The sequence below is a fragment of the Pontibacter flavimaris genome (assembly GCF_001907195.1).
GTDB lineage: Bacteria > Bacteroidota > Bacteroidia > Cytophagales > Hymenobacteraceae > Pontibacter > Pontibacter flavimaris.
In genome coordinates this window covers 586000-603874 of sequence record NZ_LVWA01000004.1, presented here as the reverse complement: position 1 = coordinate 603874, position 17875 = coordinate 586000, and the positions used below count along the sequence as shown (strand labels likewise).

General features: G+C 56.0%; 15 protein-coding genes. 12 read left to right on the top strand and 3 right to left on the bottom strand.

Features of this window, described 5'->3' with window-relative positions:
* Positions 1 to 109: 109 nt before the first annotated feature.
* The 7 genes from A3841_RS07590 to A3841_RS07560 all read left to right on the top strand — a co-directional run bounded on the left by A3841_RS07590 (position 110) and on the right by A3841_RS07560 (position 6921).
* Entirely contained in the window at positions 110 to 1726 is a 1617-nt protein-coding gene (locus A3841_RS07590; RefSeq protein WP_073851692.1) for a PAS domain-containing protein, read from the top strand.
* A 357-nt stretch (positions 1727 to 2083) separates the two neighbouring features.
* Positions 2084 to 2491 carry a response regulator gene (locus A3841_RS07585; RefSeq protein ID WP_073851691.1) on the top strand — a complete coding sequence of 136 codons (408 nt, stop codon included), beginning with the start codon at positions 2084 to 2086 and terminating at the stop codon, positions 2489 to 2491.
* 163 nt (positions 2492 to 2654) lie between these two features.
* Positions 2655 to 3482 carry a hypothetical protein gene (locus tag A3841_RS07580; protein WP_073851690.1) on the top strand — a complete coding sequence of 276 codons (828 nt, stop codon included), beginning with the start codon at positions 2655 to 2657 and terminating at the stop codon, positions 3480 to 3482.
* Positions 3483 to 3681: 199 nt separating this feature from the next.
* Positions 3682 to 4110 carry a hypothetical protein gene (locus A3841_RS07575; protein ID WP_073851689.1) on the top strand — a complete coding sequence of 143 codons (429 nt, stop codon included), beginning with the start codon at positions 3682 to 3684 and terminating at the stop codon, positions 4108 to 4110.
* A gap of 139 nt (positions 4111 to 4249) precedes the next feature.
* Entirely contained in the window at positions 4250 to 4828 is a 579-nt protein-coding gene (locus tag A3841_RS07570; RefSeq protein ID WP_073851688.1) for a uracil-DNA glycosylase family protein, read from the top strand.
* A 56-nt stretch (positions 4829 to 4884) separates the two neighbouring features.
* Positions 4885 to 6033: a pyridoxal phosphate-dependent aminotransferase gene (locus tag A3841_RS07565; RefSeq protein WP_073851687.1), complete on the top strand. Its 1149-nt coding sequence runs from the start codon at positions 4885 to 4887 to the stop codon at positions 6031 to 6033.
* Positions 6034 to 6144: 111 nt separating this feature from the next.
* Complete coding sequence (locus A3841_RS07560) at positions 6145 to 6921, top strand: amidohydrolase (RefSeq protein ID WP_073851686.1); 777 nt, start codon at positions 6145 to 6147, stop codon at positions 6919 to 6921.
* 755 nt (positions 6922 to 7676) lie between these two features.
* On the opposite strand, the gene A3841_RS07555 is transcribed toward A3841_RS07560, so the two are convergent.
* Entirely contained in the window at positions 7677 to 8063 is a 387-nt protein-coding gene (locus A3841_RS07555) for a hypothetical protein (RefSeq protein ID WP_073851685.1), read from the bottom strand.
* Complete coding sequence (locus tag A3841_RS07550) at positions 8063 to 10294, bottom strand: T9SS type A sorting domain-containing protein (RefSeq protein ID WP_073851684.1); 2232 nt, start codon at positions 10292 to 10294, stop codon at positions 8063 to 8065. Before A3841_RS07550 ends, A3841_RS07555 begins: the two co-directional genes overlap by 1 nt.
* A 160-nt stretch (positions 10295 to 10454) precedes the next feature.
* Here A3841_RS07550 and A3841_RS07545 point away from each other — a divergent pair, with 160 nt between their 5' ends.
* Positions 10455 to 11753: a UDP-N-acetylmuramoyl-tripeptide--D-alanyl-D-alanine ligase gene (locus A3841_RS07545; RefSeq protein ID WP_073851683.1), complete on the top strand. Its 1299-nt coding sequence runs from the start codon at positions 10455 to 10457 to the stop codon at positions 11751 to 11753.
* A gap of 228 nt (positions 11754 to 11981) precedes the next feature.
* Here A3841_RS07545 and rfbC read toward each other — a convergent pair whose 3' ends face one another.
* Positions 11982 to 12524, bottom strand: a complete 543-nt coding sequence (gene rfbC, locus A3841_RS07540) for a dTDP-4-dehydrorhamnose 3,5-epimerase (RefSeq protein WP_073851682.1) — start codon at positions 12522 to 12524, stop codon at positions 11982 to 11984.
* Between the two features lie 140 nt (positions 12525 to 12664).
* Here rfbC and A3841_RS07535 point away from each other — a divergent pair, with 140 nt between their 5' ends.
* The 4 genes from A3841_RS07535 (at position 12665) to ppk1 (ending at position 17453) form a co-directional block, all read left to right on the top strand.
* Positions 12665 to 13393 (top strand): SirB2 family protein, encoded by a 729-nt coding sequence (locus tag A3841_RS07535; RefSeq protein ID WP_073851681.1) that lies wholly within the window; start codon positions 12665 to 12667, stop codon positions 13391 to 13393.
* 3 nt (positions 13394 to 13396) lie between these two features.
* Entirely contained in the window at positions 13397 to 14584 is a 1188-nt protein-coding gene (gene hflX, locus A3841_RS07530; RefSeq protein WP_073851680.1) for a GTPase HflX, read from the top strand.
* A gap of 193 nt (positions 14585 to 14777) precedes the next feature.
* On the top strand, positions 14778 to 15272 hold the full coding sequence (locus tag A3841_RS07525) for a SixA phosphatase family protein (protein WP_073851679.1): 495 nt from the start codon (positions 14778 to 14780) through the stop codon (positions 15270 to 15272).
* A gap of 63 nt (positions 15273 to 15335) precedes the next feature.
* Positions 15336 to 17453 (top strand): polyphosphate kinase 1, encoded by a 2118-nt coding sequence (ppk1, locus tag A3841_RS07520; protein ID WP_073851678.1) that lies wholly within the window; start codon positions 15336 to 15338, stop codon positions 17451 to 17453.
* The last annotated feature ends 422 nt before the right edge of the window (positions 17454 to 17875 follow it).

The following is a 17875-nucleotide window of genomic DNA, read 5'->3' as shown; positions in this document are numbered from 1 at the left end:
CGCTTTTTTTATGAAAAGAGCACCAGGAACAGGCAGTTTTTTATAGCACTACCCCGTATACTATTTTTGATTTAATGATTAGGCACGAACTCCTAAAGCCGATTGCGCCATGCAATTAACCGACAATAAAACCTCTCCGGACTTCGCCCTTGTCTTCAGGGCTTTGCCTGGCCTATACCTGCTCCTGTCCCCGGAGCTAAGGGTGCTGGACGCCACCAGGCTGTATGCCGACGCATCCCACTTTAAGTTAGAGGACATTTGTGGAAAACATATCTTAGATACGTTCGCCAACAACCCGGAAAAAACAGACGAGCACGGCAAACAGAACGTGATGGCGTCTCTGCGTTTTGTCCTGGCCAACAAGAAGCCGCACATGATGCCCATCGTAAGGTATGATGTGCCGCTCGAACAGGGCGGCTTTGAGCGCAGGTATTGGCGCACATCCCACACTCCCATCCTTGATCCGGCCGGTAACTTGGTATACATCCTGCAGGAAGCCCGCGACGTGACGGCCCTGGTACTGCAGGAGCAGCTAAACGAGCAAAACAGGGAGCGCCTGTCGCTGCTGACCAACACCCTGCATGCCGTTACCTGGGACTATGACATAGAGAACAACAGGATGAGTTGGGGCGTCAATTTACAGGAGGCCTTTGGCTACTCGCCTGAGGAGATGGGCCAGCCAAACACGGGAAACACAGGCTGGTTGAGCAGGGTGCACCCAGACGATGCCGCCGCCGCACTGGAGAGCCTGCGACAGGCCGCCGAGGCCGGGCATAAGTACTGGTCCTGCGAGTACCGTTTCCGGAAGGCAAACGGCACCTACGCCTATGTGCTGGACCAGGGATACTTTGTCTACAACGACAACAACAAACCCGTCCGGCAAGTCGGCGCCATGATAGACCTGACCGAGAGCAAACAGTCGGAAAAGACCCTGAAGGAAACCAACGAACGCTTCTGGCACCTGCTTGAAAAGCAGCCCTACATGTCTTTTATGGCCGACGCCAAAGGGCGGATCACCTACTTTAACGACAACTGGTACGAGTATACCGGAATTTCGAAAGGGCAGGTAGACGGCTGGATCAATGCCGTTCACCCCGAGGACTCGGCACACGTACTTACCGCCTGGAACGAGGCGACCAGGTACGGGCATGCGTTTGAGCAGGAATACCGTATCCGGAACCATGTAGACGGGCAATACCGCTTGTTTCTGGACAGGAGCGTACCGATGTACGACGAAGAGGGCAAGGTAAAGTTCTGGATCGGCACCATGACCGATATCGAAGACCAGCGTGAGGCCCTGACCCAGGTGCAGCTAAAGGAGCAGCAATTTGCCAATATCCTGAACCTGCTGCCTGCGCACCTTTGCCTGCTCATGGGGCCCACCCATACCTGCCGTTACGTAACCCCGGGCATTTACTCCATGTATGGCAACAGGCACTACCTGGGCAAGCCTGCAAGCGAGATCTGGCCGGAAACTCAGCCTATCCATTTTACCGAGGTGTTCGACAAAGTATACCAGCAGCAGGAACCGGTCAGTTTCAAGGAGGTTCTGGTTCCCATTACCCCCAGCTACAGCGGGCCACAGAAAAATGCCTACTTTAACATACAGTTCCAACCCCTCCTCGACCCCAACCGGCACATAGAGGGTGTGCTGCTGTCTGCTGTAGAAGTAACAGCGTTGGTGGAGTGCAAGCAAAAGGCTGCTAGTTCCGGCGTGCCTGACTGACGGGGAAAGATCAAAGAACCGCTACGGCAACCGCCGTGCGCCATGTGCCACCTTGCCGGCATAAAGTTTAAACATATACCCCCCTGCTGGCTGTTACCACTTGTAGTATATCCAGGGTTCAATATTTTGCCATCGCAGGAATATAAGCTATCTTCAACACCCTATACTTTACTAACCCTACCTGTGCACAGGCACGTACTGGTTCTAAATAAACTGCTGTAGCCGGCGTTATAGTTTTAAGCCCTTTGCCTGGGATATGCTGCTGCTGTTTTTTGCCTTTGCCGTACAGCACGGGGGCAGGCGAAACCTCAGAAGTATACTTTTAAATATAATACCTACACACCATAAGTAGCCACTATGAAAGAGCTGAACACAATTCTTCTGATCGACGATGACGAAACCACCAATTACCTGAACCACCGCCTGCTCGCCCGCCTGGAGGCTGCGCCCGATATCAGGGTGGTGATGAACGGCGAAGAAGGACTAGATTACCTCGAGCACGCCTTCGCCGGTGTAGAGGGCTACCCTCGCCCTGACCTCATTTTTGTGGATATCAAGATGTCGGTGATGGATGGGTTCGAGTTCCTGGAGGAGTACCAGAAATTCACACCGGAGCAGAAAGGCGATACCGTCCTGCTCATGCTCACCTCCTCCGCCAGCTTCTACGACCTGGAGAAACTGAAAGCTTTCCCGGACGTGCGCAAACACTACTCCAAGCCCCTGGCCGAGGGCGACGTGCGCGAGATTGTGCAGGAGTACTTCTAGCCCTCGTTTCACCGGCTACGGCGGCGGCTCCCTTACCTGTAAGGGGGCCGCCGTTTTTTTGTGCCTGCCGCCCCCGGCTAACTATAGCCCCTGCATTGCCGTAAATATAAGCCCAGCCTTTTTTAGCTAACGCATTGTAAAACATTAATATAAGGATTAGGAAATGGAAAACGAACCGATGAACCGCGATAGCAGCGGGCGCAATAACCAGCAGATAGGCAAGAAACTGTACGACAAGGACCAGCAGCACCAGGGGGAGCACGCGCAGCGCTATGGCTACCGTGGTGGCCAGGGCAGCACCCGCGAGTGGGGCGAGGGCAACTTCTTCCATACCGGCCCGAACCCACGAGGCGCCCAGGATACCAATGAGCGTAAGTATGGCGAGAACTACCGGCACGACCGCAACGCCACGTATGCGCAGGGCCGCAACGCCCATCTCAGCGACCACTACGGCAGCCGCAGCGGCAGTGCCTACCGCGATGAAAGCCACTACCTGGACCATGGCAACCGCAGCGGCCAGCAAAGCATGCAGCGCCCGCAAACACCGGGAGGCTCCCTGCAGGGCAACTACAGCGACATGAACGACCGCCGAAACCAGCCCTGGAACGAGGGCCCGGGTACGCGCAGCCGTTATAAGGACGATGATTTCCGCTACGGCAGCGGCTCGCACAACTGGTATACCGAGGGCCGCTACACCCCCGACAGCGACGCGACAGCGCCATACCCCCGCGACAACCGTGGCTTTATAGAACGGGTAAAGGATACCTGGAACGATATCTGGCACTCCGATAATCCGGACTACCACCCGCGCCAGCACCACGTGAGCGGCGCAGACCGGCTGGACTCGCACAGGCGTTACGGTTCTGAGAATTACCGCGACCGCAACTACGACAGAGGCTATGAGGGAGGCCCGCGCTGGGCCGACGAAACCGACTCAGGCAACTACGATTACTACAAAGGCATCGACAGAAACCAACGCTATCGCCGCTAAACCGTATAGGCCTAGTAGATTAGGTAGATTTGGTAGTAGATTAGTTTTAGTTAGCAAAATAACAAAGCCAGCCATCCAGCTGGCTTTGTTATTTTAGGCTTTTTGCCTATCTTAAAGAGGAACATCCTCATTATCACACCGTACACCTATACACCTCCGGCCTTTCAGCGAATATTTTGTACCATTAAAGAGACGCAACATGCAGCACGAAGAGCAAGACCCAAGACACCCGCACCACTGGGAGCACCGCCAGCACCGCCGCCACCCACACCATCCGGAGCACTTCAACGACTTCAGGAGCCGCTGGGGGGAGCCCATGCCAGCCACGCACCTGCAACAGCAAGGCCACTACCCCGAAGACACTGACCGTTTTGAGCGGGAGGGAAGGTTCCACCGTGAGGAGGATTGGTTGCCAGAGCAGCAGTACCAGCCGCGCCACCCGGGCCAGCACCTGCACCGGGGCGAGCAGCGCCCTCCGCACGAGCCTGCCTGGCGCCAGCGCGACGCGCACTTCGATCCAAGCAACCAACGCGTGGAGGATCGCTGGTTCGAGGACCCGCTGATGCCGCACCCGCACCGTCGCCCACCCCGCCATTACGATGGTTTCTGGGAAGACTATGAGAATTAGCCCTGCGCTCCACCCAAAGTATAAAAGAGAAAAGCCGGCTACACCGGCTTTTGTTTTGAGACCGCTTATACTTATGAAAGTATAAAATCCTGCCCCTAAGACGCTACTCCCCTGCCCTATACTTTGTAACTTTACAGCGATGGAGGAATTGGAGAGTTTACTGCAGCAGGTACGCGCGTGCCGCATCTGCGAGGAGCACCTGCCACTGGGCCCGCGCCCTGTACTGGCGGCCAGCAGCAGCGCCAGGCTTCTGGTGGTGGGCCAGGCACCAGGCACCAAGGTACACGCCAGCGGCATCCCCTGGAACGACCAGAGCGGCAAGCGCCTGCGGCAGTGGCTGGGGCTGGAGCCGGAAGTGTTCTACGATGCCGATAAGGTGGCCATCATTCCCATGGGCTTCTGCTACCCGGGCAAAGGCAAGTCCGGCGACCTGCCGCCCCGCCCGGAGTGCGCCCTCCATTGGCACCAGCGCCTGCTTGCCCAACTGCCCCACATCCAACTCACCCTGCTCATCGGCAAGTATGCGCAGGAGTATTTTCTGGGAGGCCAGGCGAAGCCTACCTTAACCGAAACAGTGGCCAACTGGCACGAGTACCTGCCACAATACATGCCCATGCCGCACCCTTCGCCGCGCAACCAGTTCTGGCTGCGGCGCAACCCCTGGTTCGAGGCCGATGCCATACCGTATGTGCAGCAACTGGTGCAGGCTATACTTTAGAAATATCCGTATATTTAGTTTCTGTAGCACTGCAGACACCCTTTGCCAAAAGCTTTATGATAAATTATCCCTCGAGCAAACTCCCTGACGTAGGCACCAGCATCTTTACCGTCATGTCGGCGCTGGCCAGCGAGCACCAGGCCATTAACCTGTCGCAGGGTTTCCCGGACTTTAACTGCCCGGAGCCGCTGATGGACCTGGTGACCAGGTATATGCACGAGGGCTTTAACCAGTATGCGCCTATGGCCGGCATGCCACAGCTGCGCCAGAAGATCAGCCTGAAAACAGAGAAAATGTATGGCTATCAGCCTGACCCTGACACGGAGATCACCGTTACCTCCGGGGCCACCGAGGCGCTGAACGCAGCCATCATGGCGGTGGTGAAAGCGGGCGATGAGGTGGTGGTGCTGGAGCCCTGCTACGACAGCTACGCCCCGGTCATTCGGCTGTGCGGCGGCTCGCCCATTTACGTGCCGCTGGCCCTGCCGGATTTTTCGGTGGATTGGGACCAGGTGAAAAAGCGCCTCTCCTCCCGCACCCGCATGATCATCATCAACACCCCGCACAACCCTACCGGCGCCGTAATGACAAAGCAGGATATGGACACGCTGGCTAACCTGCTGGAGGGATCGGATATTCTGGTATTGAGCGATGAGGTATATGAACACATGGTGTTTGACGGGCAGCAGCACTACAGCGCCCTGCAGCACCCGCAGCTGCGCGCGCGGAGCTTTGTTATCTCCTCGTTCGGGAAGACCTACCACACCACCGGCTGGAAGGTGGGTTATGCCATAGCGCCGCCGCAGCTTACCACCGAGCTGCGCAAAATGCACCAGTTCATCACCTTCAGCACCGCCACCCCTTTCCAGCTGGCCCTAGCTGATTTTATGGATGAGGAGCGCCATTACCTGGAGTTGCCCGGTTTCTACCAGGCCAAGCGCGATTACTTTGTGGAGCAGCTGCAACAAACACGCTTTGAAGTCATTCCCTCGGCGGGCACGTATTTTCAACTGGCAAAGTATAGCGGCATTACCGATGCCCGTGACCTGGACTTTGCCAGGCGCCTGACTATTGAATCCGGCGTGGCGGCCATTCCTGTGTCCGCCTTTTACCACGACAAAACCGACAACAAGTACCTGCGCTTCTGCTTTGCCAAGAGTGAGGACACCCTGCGGGCTGCGGGCGAGAAGCTGGCTAAAGTATAAATTTTCACAAAGGATAGTTTGACAAAAGACAAAAGACTTTTCTATACTTTGCCAATATAAGTGTACGTATACTTTTGCCGATCAACGAAATACGAGTAACGAATAACGATAATGGACTTACGCGTAACCATAGTACAGACGGACCTGCACTGGCAGGATGCCGAAGCCAACAGGAGTATGTTTTCGGAGAAGCTGGCCGCCGCTGCCCCGCAGACTGACCTGATCGTGCTGCCCGAGATGTTTACCACCGGCTTCAGCATGACCCCGGAAGGCATAGCCGAGGAAGCCGACACAACTACGCTGGACTGGATGAAACAGGAGGCGCAGCGGCACCAGGCGGTGCTAACGGGTAGCGTGATGGTGCAGGAAGGGGGCCGGTTTCTGAACCGCCTCTACTGGGTGCGCCCCGACGGCACCTACGCCACCTACGATAAGAAGCACCTGTTCCGGATGGCCAAGGAGCATCATACGTACACCTCTGGCAAGGAGCGGCTGCTGGTGGAACTGAAGGGCTGGAACGTATGCCCACTGGTGTGCTACGACCTGCGCTTCCCGGTGTGGAGCCGCAACACCGACAACGCTTACGACCTGCTGCTATACGTGGCCAACTGGCCCAAAGTACGCCGCCAGCCTTGGAGCACGCTGCTGCAGGCCCGCGCCATCGAAAACCTGGCCTATGTGGTGGGCGTCAACCGCGTCGGCACCGACAGCAACGACCACGCCTACTCCGGCGACTCTGCCATCATCCACCCGAAAGGTTACCACTTACTGGAAACGGCTGAAGTGGAGGGAATCCATACTGTAACGCTGCGCAAACAGGAGCTGGAGGATTTCAGAGAGGCTTTTCCGGCGCATCTGGATGCAGATAGATTCCATTTAGAAGATTAAGTTTATACTTGCTCTGCTTACTACTTATCTGGTTTGGTATAAAGCAGGAGATAGAGCTTCATCATTACCGTGGTTTCCCTGCCCGGAAAAATTACGCTAACTCAAAAACCGCGTTTTGGCTAGTCCAAAGGAGGGGAATTTAACCTCACCCAACCCTCTCCTAAAAACAGGAGAGGGAGCTTTACGATACCGAATCCAACCACCCCTACCCCTCCTTGTCCAAGGAGGGGAGCCAGTAACTACTTTGACTAAAGTATGAGTTTTATAGCTGCTGCTTTAAAACCCCTATTGACCTATGGTCGCAAGTTTCTAACTCTCGTTCTTACCTGTCCTCAAGGGGACAATCGTAATAGCAGCGGCTATCGAATGATACCCAGTCCTTGGGTTGAGCGCCTTGTGAGATTCCGGTGCCCGTAAGGGCATTGCGACGAAGGAGCAAAGGAAGGGAACACAGCGCGATGCCAAAGAGAGTTGAGCCCTCCCGGGCTGGAGGGAGCCAAAGCCAGAGGTGCAACGGTAGGTATGTAAGGCTAGAGGATCAGCGGGAGCTAGAAAGGATAGCTTGTGTCAAGATGCGGGAAGCAGCGGCTCAGGGAAGTTACACTGAAGTAAAAAGTATAGCCTAAGTATAAAGTATGGCTTCCCAAGCCAGTGGAGTCTCAGACTCGACACCATAAAAGGACACAAGCCTGATGACTTGCGCCAGTAAAGAAAACGGAGAAACTTGGCCTCCCACCAGGTCCAGCCAAAATCAATCATACTTCCAAAAACCGGTTTACTTCCCCCACTACCTGCTCCTCCCCCACTACTTTAAACACCACCTGCGGGCGGGCAGCGAAAATGCGCTGGAGGCGTGGATGTTGCCCCTGCAACAGCACGAGTCGCTGCTTCCCTTCCTCAAACAACTCCTCGAGCAGCGGCATCAGAGAGCCAAATTCCGTAACGCTATCATCAGCCTTCATGCACACCACGGCTTTTTCGGATTCCCGGAGCAGGCGCAGGGCATAGTGTTGCACGAGTTCATCAGAACGTGTATCCAGGTCAAGAACAGAAACAGCGGGCATCCGTTGGCGCACCTGCTCCACTACTGGTTTGTGGAAAGAGGTATCTGAACTTAGATCGAAGTATAAAAATGCCTGCATCAGCGCACCATCAGTTTTATAGACGCATGACTCCCGCTCTCGGCTCCGGCACGGATGATGTAGATGCCTGCCTGCAGCCCCTGCACCGGTAGCGAATGCGTGCGGCTATACTGGCTGTGCGTGCTGCGGTACACGCGCTTACCTATCATATCAAATACCTCCAGTTGCACCGGCTCTGAAGCCTGCACTTTTACCGGCTCTTCCCGGTTGTTCTCATGCGGGTTGGGATATACTTGCAGGGTGAGTTTTTCGCCAGTTTCCGAGACACCTTTGTATCCTGCCACCTGCTCGAGCAAGTATAAACCGCCCCCTTTGGAGCCCAGCACCAGGTAGCGCTTATCGCCCAAGGGCGCTGCGGCTATACTTAGACCACGGCCGAGGCTAGTGGCCTGCACCTGCTGCGTGAGCCCGTTCTCCAGCAGCTCTGTTTCCGGTGTAAGGGTAGCATTCAGGTCCTGGGTGATGTGGCGGTAGATGCGCAGTTCTCCGCTATCGTCCGTCGTGAGCAAATCCAACTGGCCATCGCCATCAACGTCAAAGATCAGGGGGTGCAGGTATCGCCTGTCAAAGTCATAGCCAATACCGCCAAAGCTGCTGCTTTCCAATGTATAAACCGGTGCGTTGGCGGTGCCGGTGTTGCGGTAGAACTCCAGGTTGCTGGCCGCCTTGCCCAACAACATGTCCAGGTCGCCGTCGCCGTCCAGGTCAGCAAAGGCGGGGGAGTCGCCATCGGCAATTTTCAAAAGCTCCTGCTGCCGGGCAAAGTCAAAGGCGGGCGGCTGACCGGTAGCTGCCAGGTTCCGGAGCCATACAATGCGGTTGCTTCCGGCACTGTGGCCTTTCAGGGTAAGTATAAGATCCGTTCTTCCGTCACCGTTTACATCGGCGAAAGTTGGTTTTATACTATACAGCTGCCTGTTGTGCAGTTTCAGGAAATCATCGGTTGCCAGCGCAAAGGCAGGCTCGGAGGAAGTGCCTGTGTTGCGGTAAAAGCTAAGGGAGCCGCTGTAGGTGTCGTTGCGGTAGCTGGCGTCGTTGCCCACCAGCATGTCCAAATCGCCGTCGCCGTCCAGGTCGGCAAAAGCCGGGTAAGCCCCTTCGCTTAAGTCGATCATCTGGCTTTGCAGAAAATCATCCTGCGCAAACGCAAACTCCGGCTTGTCGGCAGCTCCGGTATTCTGGTAGAGCCAGGAGGAACGCTGGAAATCCATATCATGGATCTCCTCAAAAGCCTGGGTTGTCACCAGTAAATCGGGCACGCCATCAAAAGTAATGTCCTCGTAGAAAGCAGCCGGAAAAAGGTTAAAGCTGGCCGGGTTTGCAGCAGGAAAGCCTGGCAGGAAACTATCCATCCGGGCATTCTGGCGGTCGCCTTTGTTCTCCATCAGCACCAGGTTCCCGCAGGCCACACCACCCATTACCAATTCCATGTCGCCATCCCCGTCCATATCGAGCAGCAGGTGGGTGGAGCCTTCGTGACCCGAGTGCAGGGGAGCGGCTATACTTTCTCCGTGGTTGCTCCCGCACTGCTCGCCAAACTTAAACTCGTTGCAGCCATCGCATTCGGTAATGCCGCCCCACCAGTTGCTTTGCTGCTCATACACCAGCGACGCGCACGGCAAGCCCTGCTCGGCCTGCATGTTCTGGTAAAGCTCCAACCGGCTACCCTGTGCAAAATTCGTGAGCAGGATGTCCAGGTCGCCATCCCCGTCAATGTCGGTAATGGCGGGGATGTCGGTGGCGTTCATCTGCATGTTCACGCGGCCGCTCTTGTAGCGCAGCCCATCCGTCACCTCCGTAAACCGTAGCGGCTCCCCCGGCTCCTGCCGGAGCACCCGGATGCCCAGCGGCGAGTTGGTGAAAATATCCTTTAGCCCATCGCAATTGTAGTCGCGCAGCAGTGCCCAATAGGCCAGGTCGCTGGGGAACATACTTTCATACGCCGGCGCATACTTATACTTCCACTGCCCCGCCTCCTGCACGGCCAGCCAGGTGTATACTTTGGCCGTCTGCCTGTCGAAGGCGAACAGATCATCCTGCCCATCCTGGTTCAGGTCGATGGTGGAGAACTGCGGCGAATTGAGGCCACCGCTCCAGGGTTGCGCCAGTTGCCCGGAGGCAGCGGAAACCGGTATACTTTGGCTCATCCGGAAACGGAGTGGCTCCTGCTGCTGCGCCAGGACACAGGGCAGGGATAAAAGTATAAGCAGAAGCGGTAGGTATACTTTCATAGTTTTGGGGTTGGCCGCCTGGAGGGTAGCGGGTTATGTAGGTGAACGTAAGCCAGCCTGCTGTCGTTTTTAGCTATTTGGGTGTATATTGTGCCGCTATACTTTCAGTGCTAAGGCACGTAACCAAAAGCATCAGACGCAAGCTAAAATTAAGCATTTCATGCAGAACAATATCGAATTCCTATATCAAAAATACCTCGAGTGCCGCCACGTCAGCACCGACTCCCGCGCCGACCAGGACCAAAGTATGTTTTTCGCCCTGAACGGGCCAAATTTTAAAGGTGCCAAATTTGCCAAGATGGCGCTGGAGAAAGGGGCCAGGTATGCCGTGGTGGACGACCCCAGTATGGCCTCGGAGAATGTGTTTGTGGTGGAGGACACGCTACAGGCGCTGCAGGATTTGGCGCGCCACCACCGCCGCCAGCTAAGTATACCGGTCATCGGTATTACGGGCTCCAACGGCAAAACTACCACCAAGGAGTTGATACACGCGGTGCTGAGCCAGAAATTCAACACGCTTTACACGCAGGGCAACCTGAACAACCACATCGGCGTGCCGCTCACGCTGCTGCGCATCACCCCGGAGCATGAGATGGCCATTATCGAGATGGGGGCCAACCACATCGGCGAGATCGCCTTGCTCTCCAGCATCGCCCTGCCCACGCACGGCATGATCACCAACATCGGCAAAGCGCATTTAGAAGGATTTGGCAGCCTGGAAGGCGTGGCCCGCGGCAAGAGTGAGCTGTACGTGCACTTGCTGGAGCACGGCGGCACGGTGTTCATCAACACCGGCAACGAACACCTGCTGCGAATGAGCCGCCGCATCGAAAGCAAAGTAACCTACCCCGCCCCTGGCGATTTTTACCACAGCGAGCTGCTGGAGGCTTCGCCTTATGTGGTGTACAAGGATGAGGAAGGCAACGTAGTGCACACGCAACTGGTGGGCAATTACAACTACGAGAACATGGCCGCGGCCGCCTGCATCGGCAAGCATTTTGGCGTGTCGCTGCAGCAAGCAAATGAGGCCATTGCCGCCTACAGCCCGGTAAACAACCGCTCGCAGGTACTGCAGCAGGGCAGCAACACCATCATCCTGGACGCCTACAACGCCAACCCCACCTCCATGGCCGCCGCCGTACGCAACTTCGGAAGCATGAATGCCGAGCGCAAGGTGGTTATACTGGGGGATATGTTTGAGATGGGCGCTGAGAGCGAGGCCGAGCACCGCGCCCTGGGAGAAGTGGTAGCCCAGCAGCCTTTCGACACGGTTATACTTTGCGGCAAAGACATGCAGTATGCTGCCGTAGTGAAGGATAGCTTTTTATACTTTGAAACAAAGCCGGAGCTGCAAACCTGGCTGCGCAAGAACCCTATTGCAGAGAGTTTTGTGCTCATTAAAGGCTCGCGGGGAATGGGACTGGAGACGCTGGTGGAGGAGTTGAAGACCAGTGATTAGTAGTATCTAACTGACTTTTCCCGAGGCAGGATTAATAGAGATCGTTCAGTTAACAGGCTTTGTAGAGACGCAATATGTTGCGTCTCTATTTTGTTTGAACCAGGATCCGCAAGATAAAAGTATAAACAGGACTTAAGCATTCAAAGTCAGCAGTTTTATACTTGCTGACCTTAAATAGCATTAAGAGAAAAGCGCTTTAATCAGTAAAATCATACTTTATCACTAGCCTTAGAACGGCGAACTAAAGCCCTCCAGCGTCGGCAGCACCTCGTCCTTCGGCGATACCAGCGGCTCGGCGATGCCCCAATCGATACCTAGGGAAGGGTCGTTCCAGAGGATGCCTCCTTCTGTATCGGGGGCGTAAAAATCGGTACATTTGTAGAGAAAGGTCGTATCATCCTCCAGGGCCACAAAGCCGTGTGCAAAGCCTTCCGGCACGTAAAACACGTTCTGCCTTTCAGCATCGAGCACACAGGCTACATGTTGTCCGTAAGTCGGTGATTCTTTGCGCAGGTCTACGGCAATATCCAGCGCCTTGCCCGTAGTGACACGCACCAGCTTTGCCTGCGCGTGCGGCGGCTTCTGGAAGTGCAGCCCGCGCAGCACCCCTTTCTTCGACACGGACTGGTTATCCTGCACAAAGTCGGGTCTCAGCCCAAGCGGCTCAAACCACTTCATGCTGAAGGTTTCCATAAAATAGCCGCGGTCGTCGCGGAAGATGCGTGGCTGAAACTCGATCAGGCCCTCGATGTGGAAAAGTCTGTGATCCATTGCTGATTACTACAGTGCGGCAAGTTACTTATACTTTGGTACGGCCACTGGGTTTAACAAGGCGCAAGTTAGCCATTTTGCCCGCTGCATCAGAAATTTTTAATGTAATTTGCAGCCGTTCATCCAACCAAAGTATACCCATGCAAGAAACGATTGTCTTTCTGCACACGCACGTGCTGGTGGTGGTCTTGTTCCTGCTCCTGTTTGCCTACAAAACCGTACTGCTGCTGTTAAACAGGCATGAGGCACTGGTCAGGGCGCGCCGGCAAACCCGCATGCTGGATATCATCTTTGGCACGCTTATACTTATAACCGGCGGCTTCCTGCTCTTCAGCTACCAGGGCGTGCCAGGCTGGCTTATCGGGAAGGTCATACTGGTGCTGCTAGCCATCCCCTTAGGGATTGTGGGCATCAGGCGCGGGAGCAAAGTGCTGGCCAGTGTATCACTGCTGCTCTTCGGCTACATCTACGGCGTGGCCGAGACCAAAAGCCTGACCATGCAACCGCCTGCCGCTGGCCAGAACGCCACCACAGCCATAACAGCTACGCCCGAAACGGATGCTGCTGAGACGGGTGATGTGGGCCTGAGCCAATCGGCGGAGACGCAGCAGGAGATTGTGGCGGCCATGAACGAGGCACAGTTAGCCAACGCCAGGGCCATTTATACCCACCTTTGCGAAACCTGCCATGGGGCCGACGGCGCCAGGGGCTTGGGCGGTGCCACCAACCTGCAGGCAAGCAACCTGAGCCAGAACAATCGTGTACACGTAATCGAAAAGGGCCGCGGCCTGATGCCGGCCTTTGGCAGCCAGCTATCCGACGAGGAAGTGGAGGCGCTGGCCACCTATACCATGACGCTTAAAAAATAATGAATGGCTAAACAGAAATATTTCGAAACCTCTAAACCGCAGGAAACGGCCGTGCTGGTGGCCGTGCCAGGCTACCGCCAAACCGACGAGCAGACAGAGGAATACCTGGACGAGCTTGCCTTTTTGGCCGAGACGGCGGGCGCCAAAACCCTGAAGCGCTTTGTGCAGAAGCTGGACAAACCCGATGTGCGCACCTTTGTGGGTAGCGGGAAGCTGGACGAGATACAGGCTTATGTAAAGGAGCACGAGGTGGATATGGTGATCTTTGACGATGACCTGACTCCCTCGCAGGTGCGCAACATTGAGCGCGAGATGCAGATAAAGATTGTGGACCGAAGCCTGCTTATACTTGATATCTTTGCCCTGCGAGCCAAAACCGCCCAGGCCCACGCCCAGGTAGAGATGGCCCAGTACCAGTACCTGCTGCCGCGCCTCACCAACCTCTGGACGCACCTCTCCAAGCAGAAAGGCGGTATCGGTATGAAAGGACCTGGTGAGACCGAGATTGAGACGGACCGCCGTATCGTGCGCGACAAGATCTCCTTGCTGCGCGAGCGCCTGAAGAAATTTGAGAAGCAGAACTATGAGCAGCGCAAGGCCCGCGCCGGGATTGTGCGCGTGGCGCTGGTGGGCTATACCAACGTAGGCAAATCCACGCTCATGAACCTGCTCTCCAAGTCGGATGTGTTTGCCGAGAACAAGCTCTTTGCCACGGTGGATGCCACCGTGCGCAAGGTGGTGCTTGACAACATCCCCTTCCTGCTCTCCGACACGGTAGGGTTCATCCGCAAGCTGCCTACCAAGCTCATCGAGTCGTTTAAATCCACGCTGGACGAGATACGCGAGGCCGACCTGCTGGTGCACGTGGTGGATGTGTCGCACCCCTCCTTTGAGGACCACATCGCTGTGGTGAACGAGACGCTGAAGGACATTAACTCGGCGGAAAAACCGGTGCTGCTGGTGTTCAACAAGATAGACCAGTACCTGAAGCAGCGCGAAGAGGAGCTACAAGAGGAAGAGGCCGATGTGCGCCCCTCCATCGACGACCTGAAAGCCACTTACATGGCCAAAGAGCACGCGCCCGCCATGTTCATCTCCGCCACCGACAAACTCAACATCGATGCCCTGCGCGAGGAACTGCAGCGCCGCGTGGCGGAGCTCCACTACCAGCGCTACCCGAACAACGTATAGCTTGCCGGTCATACTTCAAAAAAGGCCCACCCTCTGCTCCGGCAGGCGGTGGGCCTTTGCTTTTGTGCCCTGCCTTAGCCAGTGCCGGCCCTAACCAGGCCGGCACAACTATTTACCCATACTTTCAGTAAGTAGCTAAGCCACCCTTGTGGCCGTATAAGTGGCCGCAAAAGCCCTTAGAAACAGAAACCGTATGAAGACGCTATATATTCTTAGGCATGCCAAATCGAGCTGGAAGTTTGAGGGGATCAGCGACCATGACCGCCCCCTGAACAAACGTGGCCGCCACGACGCCCCGCTGATGGGGCAGGAACTGGCCGCCCGGGGCGTGGCCCCGCAACTCATCATTTCCAGCCCGGCCGTCAGGGCCATCAGCACGGCTACGCTGGTAAGCAGGGAGCTGGACTATGACCCGGATGACATCCTGGTGGACACCCGCGTATACGGCGCCGACCGGGACGACCTGCTGGAGGTGGTGCAGCATGCCCCCGCCGAGGTAGACACCCTGCTGCTGGTGGGCCACAACGAGGCCCTCTCCGAGTTCGCCAACATGCTGTCGCAGGAGCCGATCGGGAGTTTGCCTACTGCCGGCGTGGTGGGCCTGCAGTTCAGCTGCGAGAGCTGGTTCGACATCTCCAAAGAGAACGCAACCCTGCTCTTCCACGACTTCCCGAAGAACCGCCAATAGTAGAACCGCCAAGAAATACACCCTTGCATCCCGGCCCGGGATAAAAGTATACTTTACCAAAAGATGGAAGAAAAGAAAGAAGAGAAGCTGAAGGCAAACGCAGAGCCGCCCTACATTAACCGCGAGCTGAGCTGGCTGGCTTTTAACTATAGAGTACTGCAGGAGGCCAAGGACAAGACCGTGCCCCTGCTGGAGCGCATCAAGTTCATGGCCATTTTCTCGTCTAACCTGGACGAGTACTTCAAAGTGCGCGTGGCTACCCTCAAGCGCCTGATCAAACTAAAGCCCAAGACCCGCAGCAAGCTGGACGAGGAGCCGCAGGAAACCCTGGACAAGGTGCTGCAGGAGGTGCACCGGCAGCAGGAGGAGTTCGGGCAGGTATTCCGCAACGGTATTCTGGCCGATTTGCGCAAGCACGACATCCACATGCTGACAGAGCACGACCTGAATGCAGAGCAGGAGAAATGGGTGCACGATTATTTTGAGGAGACACTGGAACCACTGCTGCTGCCCATCATCCTGGACGAAACCGAAACCCACCTGTTCCTGCGCGACCAAACGGTATACCTGGGCGTGAAGATGTGGGACCCGGCGGAGGAGAACTGCAAAGCAGAGCGTTACGCCATGCTGGAGATTCCCACCAAAAAGCATGGCGGCCGCTTCGTGAAACTGCCAACGGTAAACGAGCAGCGCTACGTGATGTTCATCGACGATGTGATCCGCTTCTGCCTGCCGAGGCTGTTCCCCAAGTATAAATCCTTTGTCGCCCATGCCGTGAAGGTCTCCAGGGATGCCGAGCTGGACATTGAGGAGGAGGTATCGGGCAGTTTGATGGCTAAAATACAGAAGAGCCTGAAGAAGCGCGAAACCGGCTACCCTGCCCGCCTACTCTACGACCCCGGAACGCCGCAGGACCTGCTGGACATGATGATGGCCCACACCGGCATTACCGAGGAGGAACTGGTGGAGGGAAGCAAGTACCACAACTTCCGCGACTTCTTTGGGTTCCCGGACTTTAACCTGCCCGGCCTGAAGTATGAACCGCAGCCCACGCTCATACACCCGCAGCTGGAGCAGGAGCCAAGTATACTTGCCGCCATGAAAGAGCGGGATTACCTGGTGCATTACCCCTACCAGTCGTTTAACTACGTGCTGCGCCTGTTCGATGAGGCTGCCCAGGACCCGAAGGTAACCGCCATGAGTGCCACGCTTTACCGCGTGGCGGATAAATCCAGGATAGCCAAGGCACTGGTGAAGGCGGCCCGGAACGGCAAGCTGGTCACGGTGGTGGTGGAGTTGAAGGCCCGCTTCGATGAGGAGTCGAACATTTACTGGGCCGGTAAGCTGCAGAAGGCGGGGGCCAACGTTATCTTCGGCATCCCCGACCTGAAGGTGCACTCCAAGCTGGGCCTTATCACCCGAAACGAGAACGGCAAACTGGTGAACTATGCCTACCTGAGCACCGGCAACTACAACGAGACCACTTCTAAAATCTACGCCGACCACGCCCTTTTCACGACAGACAAGCGCCTGACGAAGGATGTGGAGCAGGTCTTTAACCTGTTCGTTGATCGGCAGACGGACAAGAAATTCGAGCACCTGCTGGTGGCCCCCATCAACATGCGCCAGGGCTTTGTGAAGCTGATTGACCGGGAGATTAAAAACGCAAAGAAAGGCCTGCCGGCAAGTATGATTTTGAAGATGAACGCGCTGCAGGACAACCGTATGATACAGAAGCTGTACGAGGCCAGCCAGGCCGGCGTGAAGGTACAGCTGCTGGTGCGGGGCATTTGCTGCCTGAAGCCGGGCGTGAAAGGCGTGAGCGAGAACATTGAGGTGCGCGGCATCGTGGACCGCTACCTGGAGCACGCGCGGGTTTACATCTTCCACAACAACGGCGAGGAGAAAATGTACATCGCCTCTGCTGACTGGATGACCCGCAACCTGAACCGGCGCGTGGAGGTGGCCTTCCCGCTTTACCAACCCGACCTGGTGGAGCAGGTGCGCCACATCATAGACCTGCAGCTGCAGGACGACACCAAAACCCGCTCCGTGGATAACAGCTACATGAAGCCGGAAGCGCCAACCAACGTGCGGGCGCAGTACGCCTCCTACGCTTACCTGCGCGAGCTGGTGCCCTCCGGCATGGCGGCTGCCTGCGAGCCCGGGGAAAAGGAGTAGCAAAGTATAAACCCGCCTCTAAAGTATACTTTAGGAAACAGCCTGGCCCCAGCTATACTTGGTGTAGCCGGGGCCAGGCTGTTTTTGTCTTTACCCTACCGCTCACTCTCTCCTTTATCGAGAGACTCTTCTCCCAACCTCAGGAGAGGGTGTTTCCCAGCAGTACCGTATCCAACCACCCCTACCCCTCCTTAGCTAAGGAGGGGAACTCTGTAACTGCTATAACCAAAGTATAAGTTTCATAGGCGCTGTCCTCGCGCGGACAGGTCGCGACCTGTCCCTACAAGTATGAACCTACTTCTGCAGAGAAGGGAATTATACTTGTTGCTATACTTTATTGTCATCTCGAATGAAATGAGAGATCCATATAGAATCCTGAAGAGATCTCTCCCAAGGGTCGAGATGACAGTAAGGCCGAAGCT

Bases quoted from the DNA above. Each gene is read 5' to 3' on its own strand.
- hflX (WP_073851680.1), top strand. From the start codon at position 13,397: ATGGCTAAACAGAAATATTTCGAAACCTCTAAACCGCAGGAAACGGCC.
- rfbC (WP_073851682.1), bottom strand. From the start codon at position 12,524: ATGGATCACAGACTTTTCCACATCGAGGGCCTGATCGAGTTTCAGCCA.
- A3841_RS07565 (WP_073851687.1), top strand. From the start codon at position 4,885: ATGATAAATTATCCCTCGAGCAAACTCCCTGACGTAGGCACCAGCATC.
- ppk1 (WP_073851678.1), top strand. From the start codon at position 15,336: ATGGAAGAAAAGAAAGAAGAGAAGCTGAAGGCAAACGCAGAGCCGCCC.
- A3841_RS07525 (WP_073851679.1), top strand. From the start codon at position 14,778: ATGAAGACGCTATATATTCTTAGGCATGCCAAATCGAGCTGGAAGTTT.
- A3841_RS07550 (WP_073851684.1), bottom strand. From the start codon at position 10,294: ATGAAAGTATACCTACCGCTTCTGCTTATACTTTTATCCCTGCCCTGT.
- A3841_RS07575 (WP_073851689.1), top strand. From the start codon at position 3,682: ATGCAGCACGAAGAGCAAGACCCAAGACACCCGCACCACTGGGAGCAC.
- A3841_RS07555 (WP_073851685.1), bottom strand. From the start codon at position 8,063: ATGCAGGCATTTTTATACTTCGATCTAAGTTCAGATACCTCTTTCCAC.
- A3841_RS07570 (WP_073851688.1), top strand. From the start codon at position 4,250: ATGGAGGAATTGGAGAGTTTACTGCAGCAGGTACGCGCGTGCCGCATC.
- A3841_RS07535 (WP_073851681.1), top strand. From the start codon at position 12,665: ATGCAAGAAACGATTGTCTTTCTGCACACGCACGTGCTGGTGGTGGTC.
- A3841_RS07545 (WP_073851683.1), top strand. From the start codon at position 10,455: ATGCAGAACAATATCGAATTCCTATATCAAAAATACCTCGAGTGCCGC.
- A3841_RS07585 (WP_073851691.1), top strand. From the start codon at position 2,084: ATGAAAGAGCTGAACACAATTCTTCTGATCGACGATGACGAAACCACC.
- A3841_RS07580 (WP_073851690.1), top strand. From the start codon at position 2,655: ATGGAAAACGAACCGATGAACCGCGATAGCAGCGGGCGCAATAACCAG.
- A3841_RS07590 (WP_073851692.1), top strand. From the start codon at position 110: ATGCAATTAACCGACAATAAAACCTCTCCGGACTTCGCCCTTGTCTTC.
- A3841_RS07560 (WP_073851686.1), top strand. From the start codon at position 6,145: ATGGACTTACGCGTAACCATAGTACAGACGGACCTGCACTGGCAGGAT.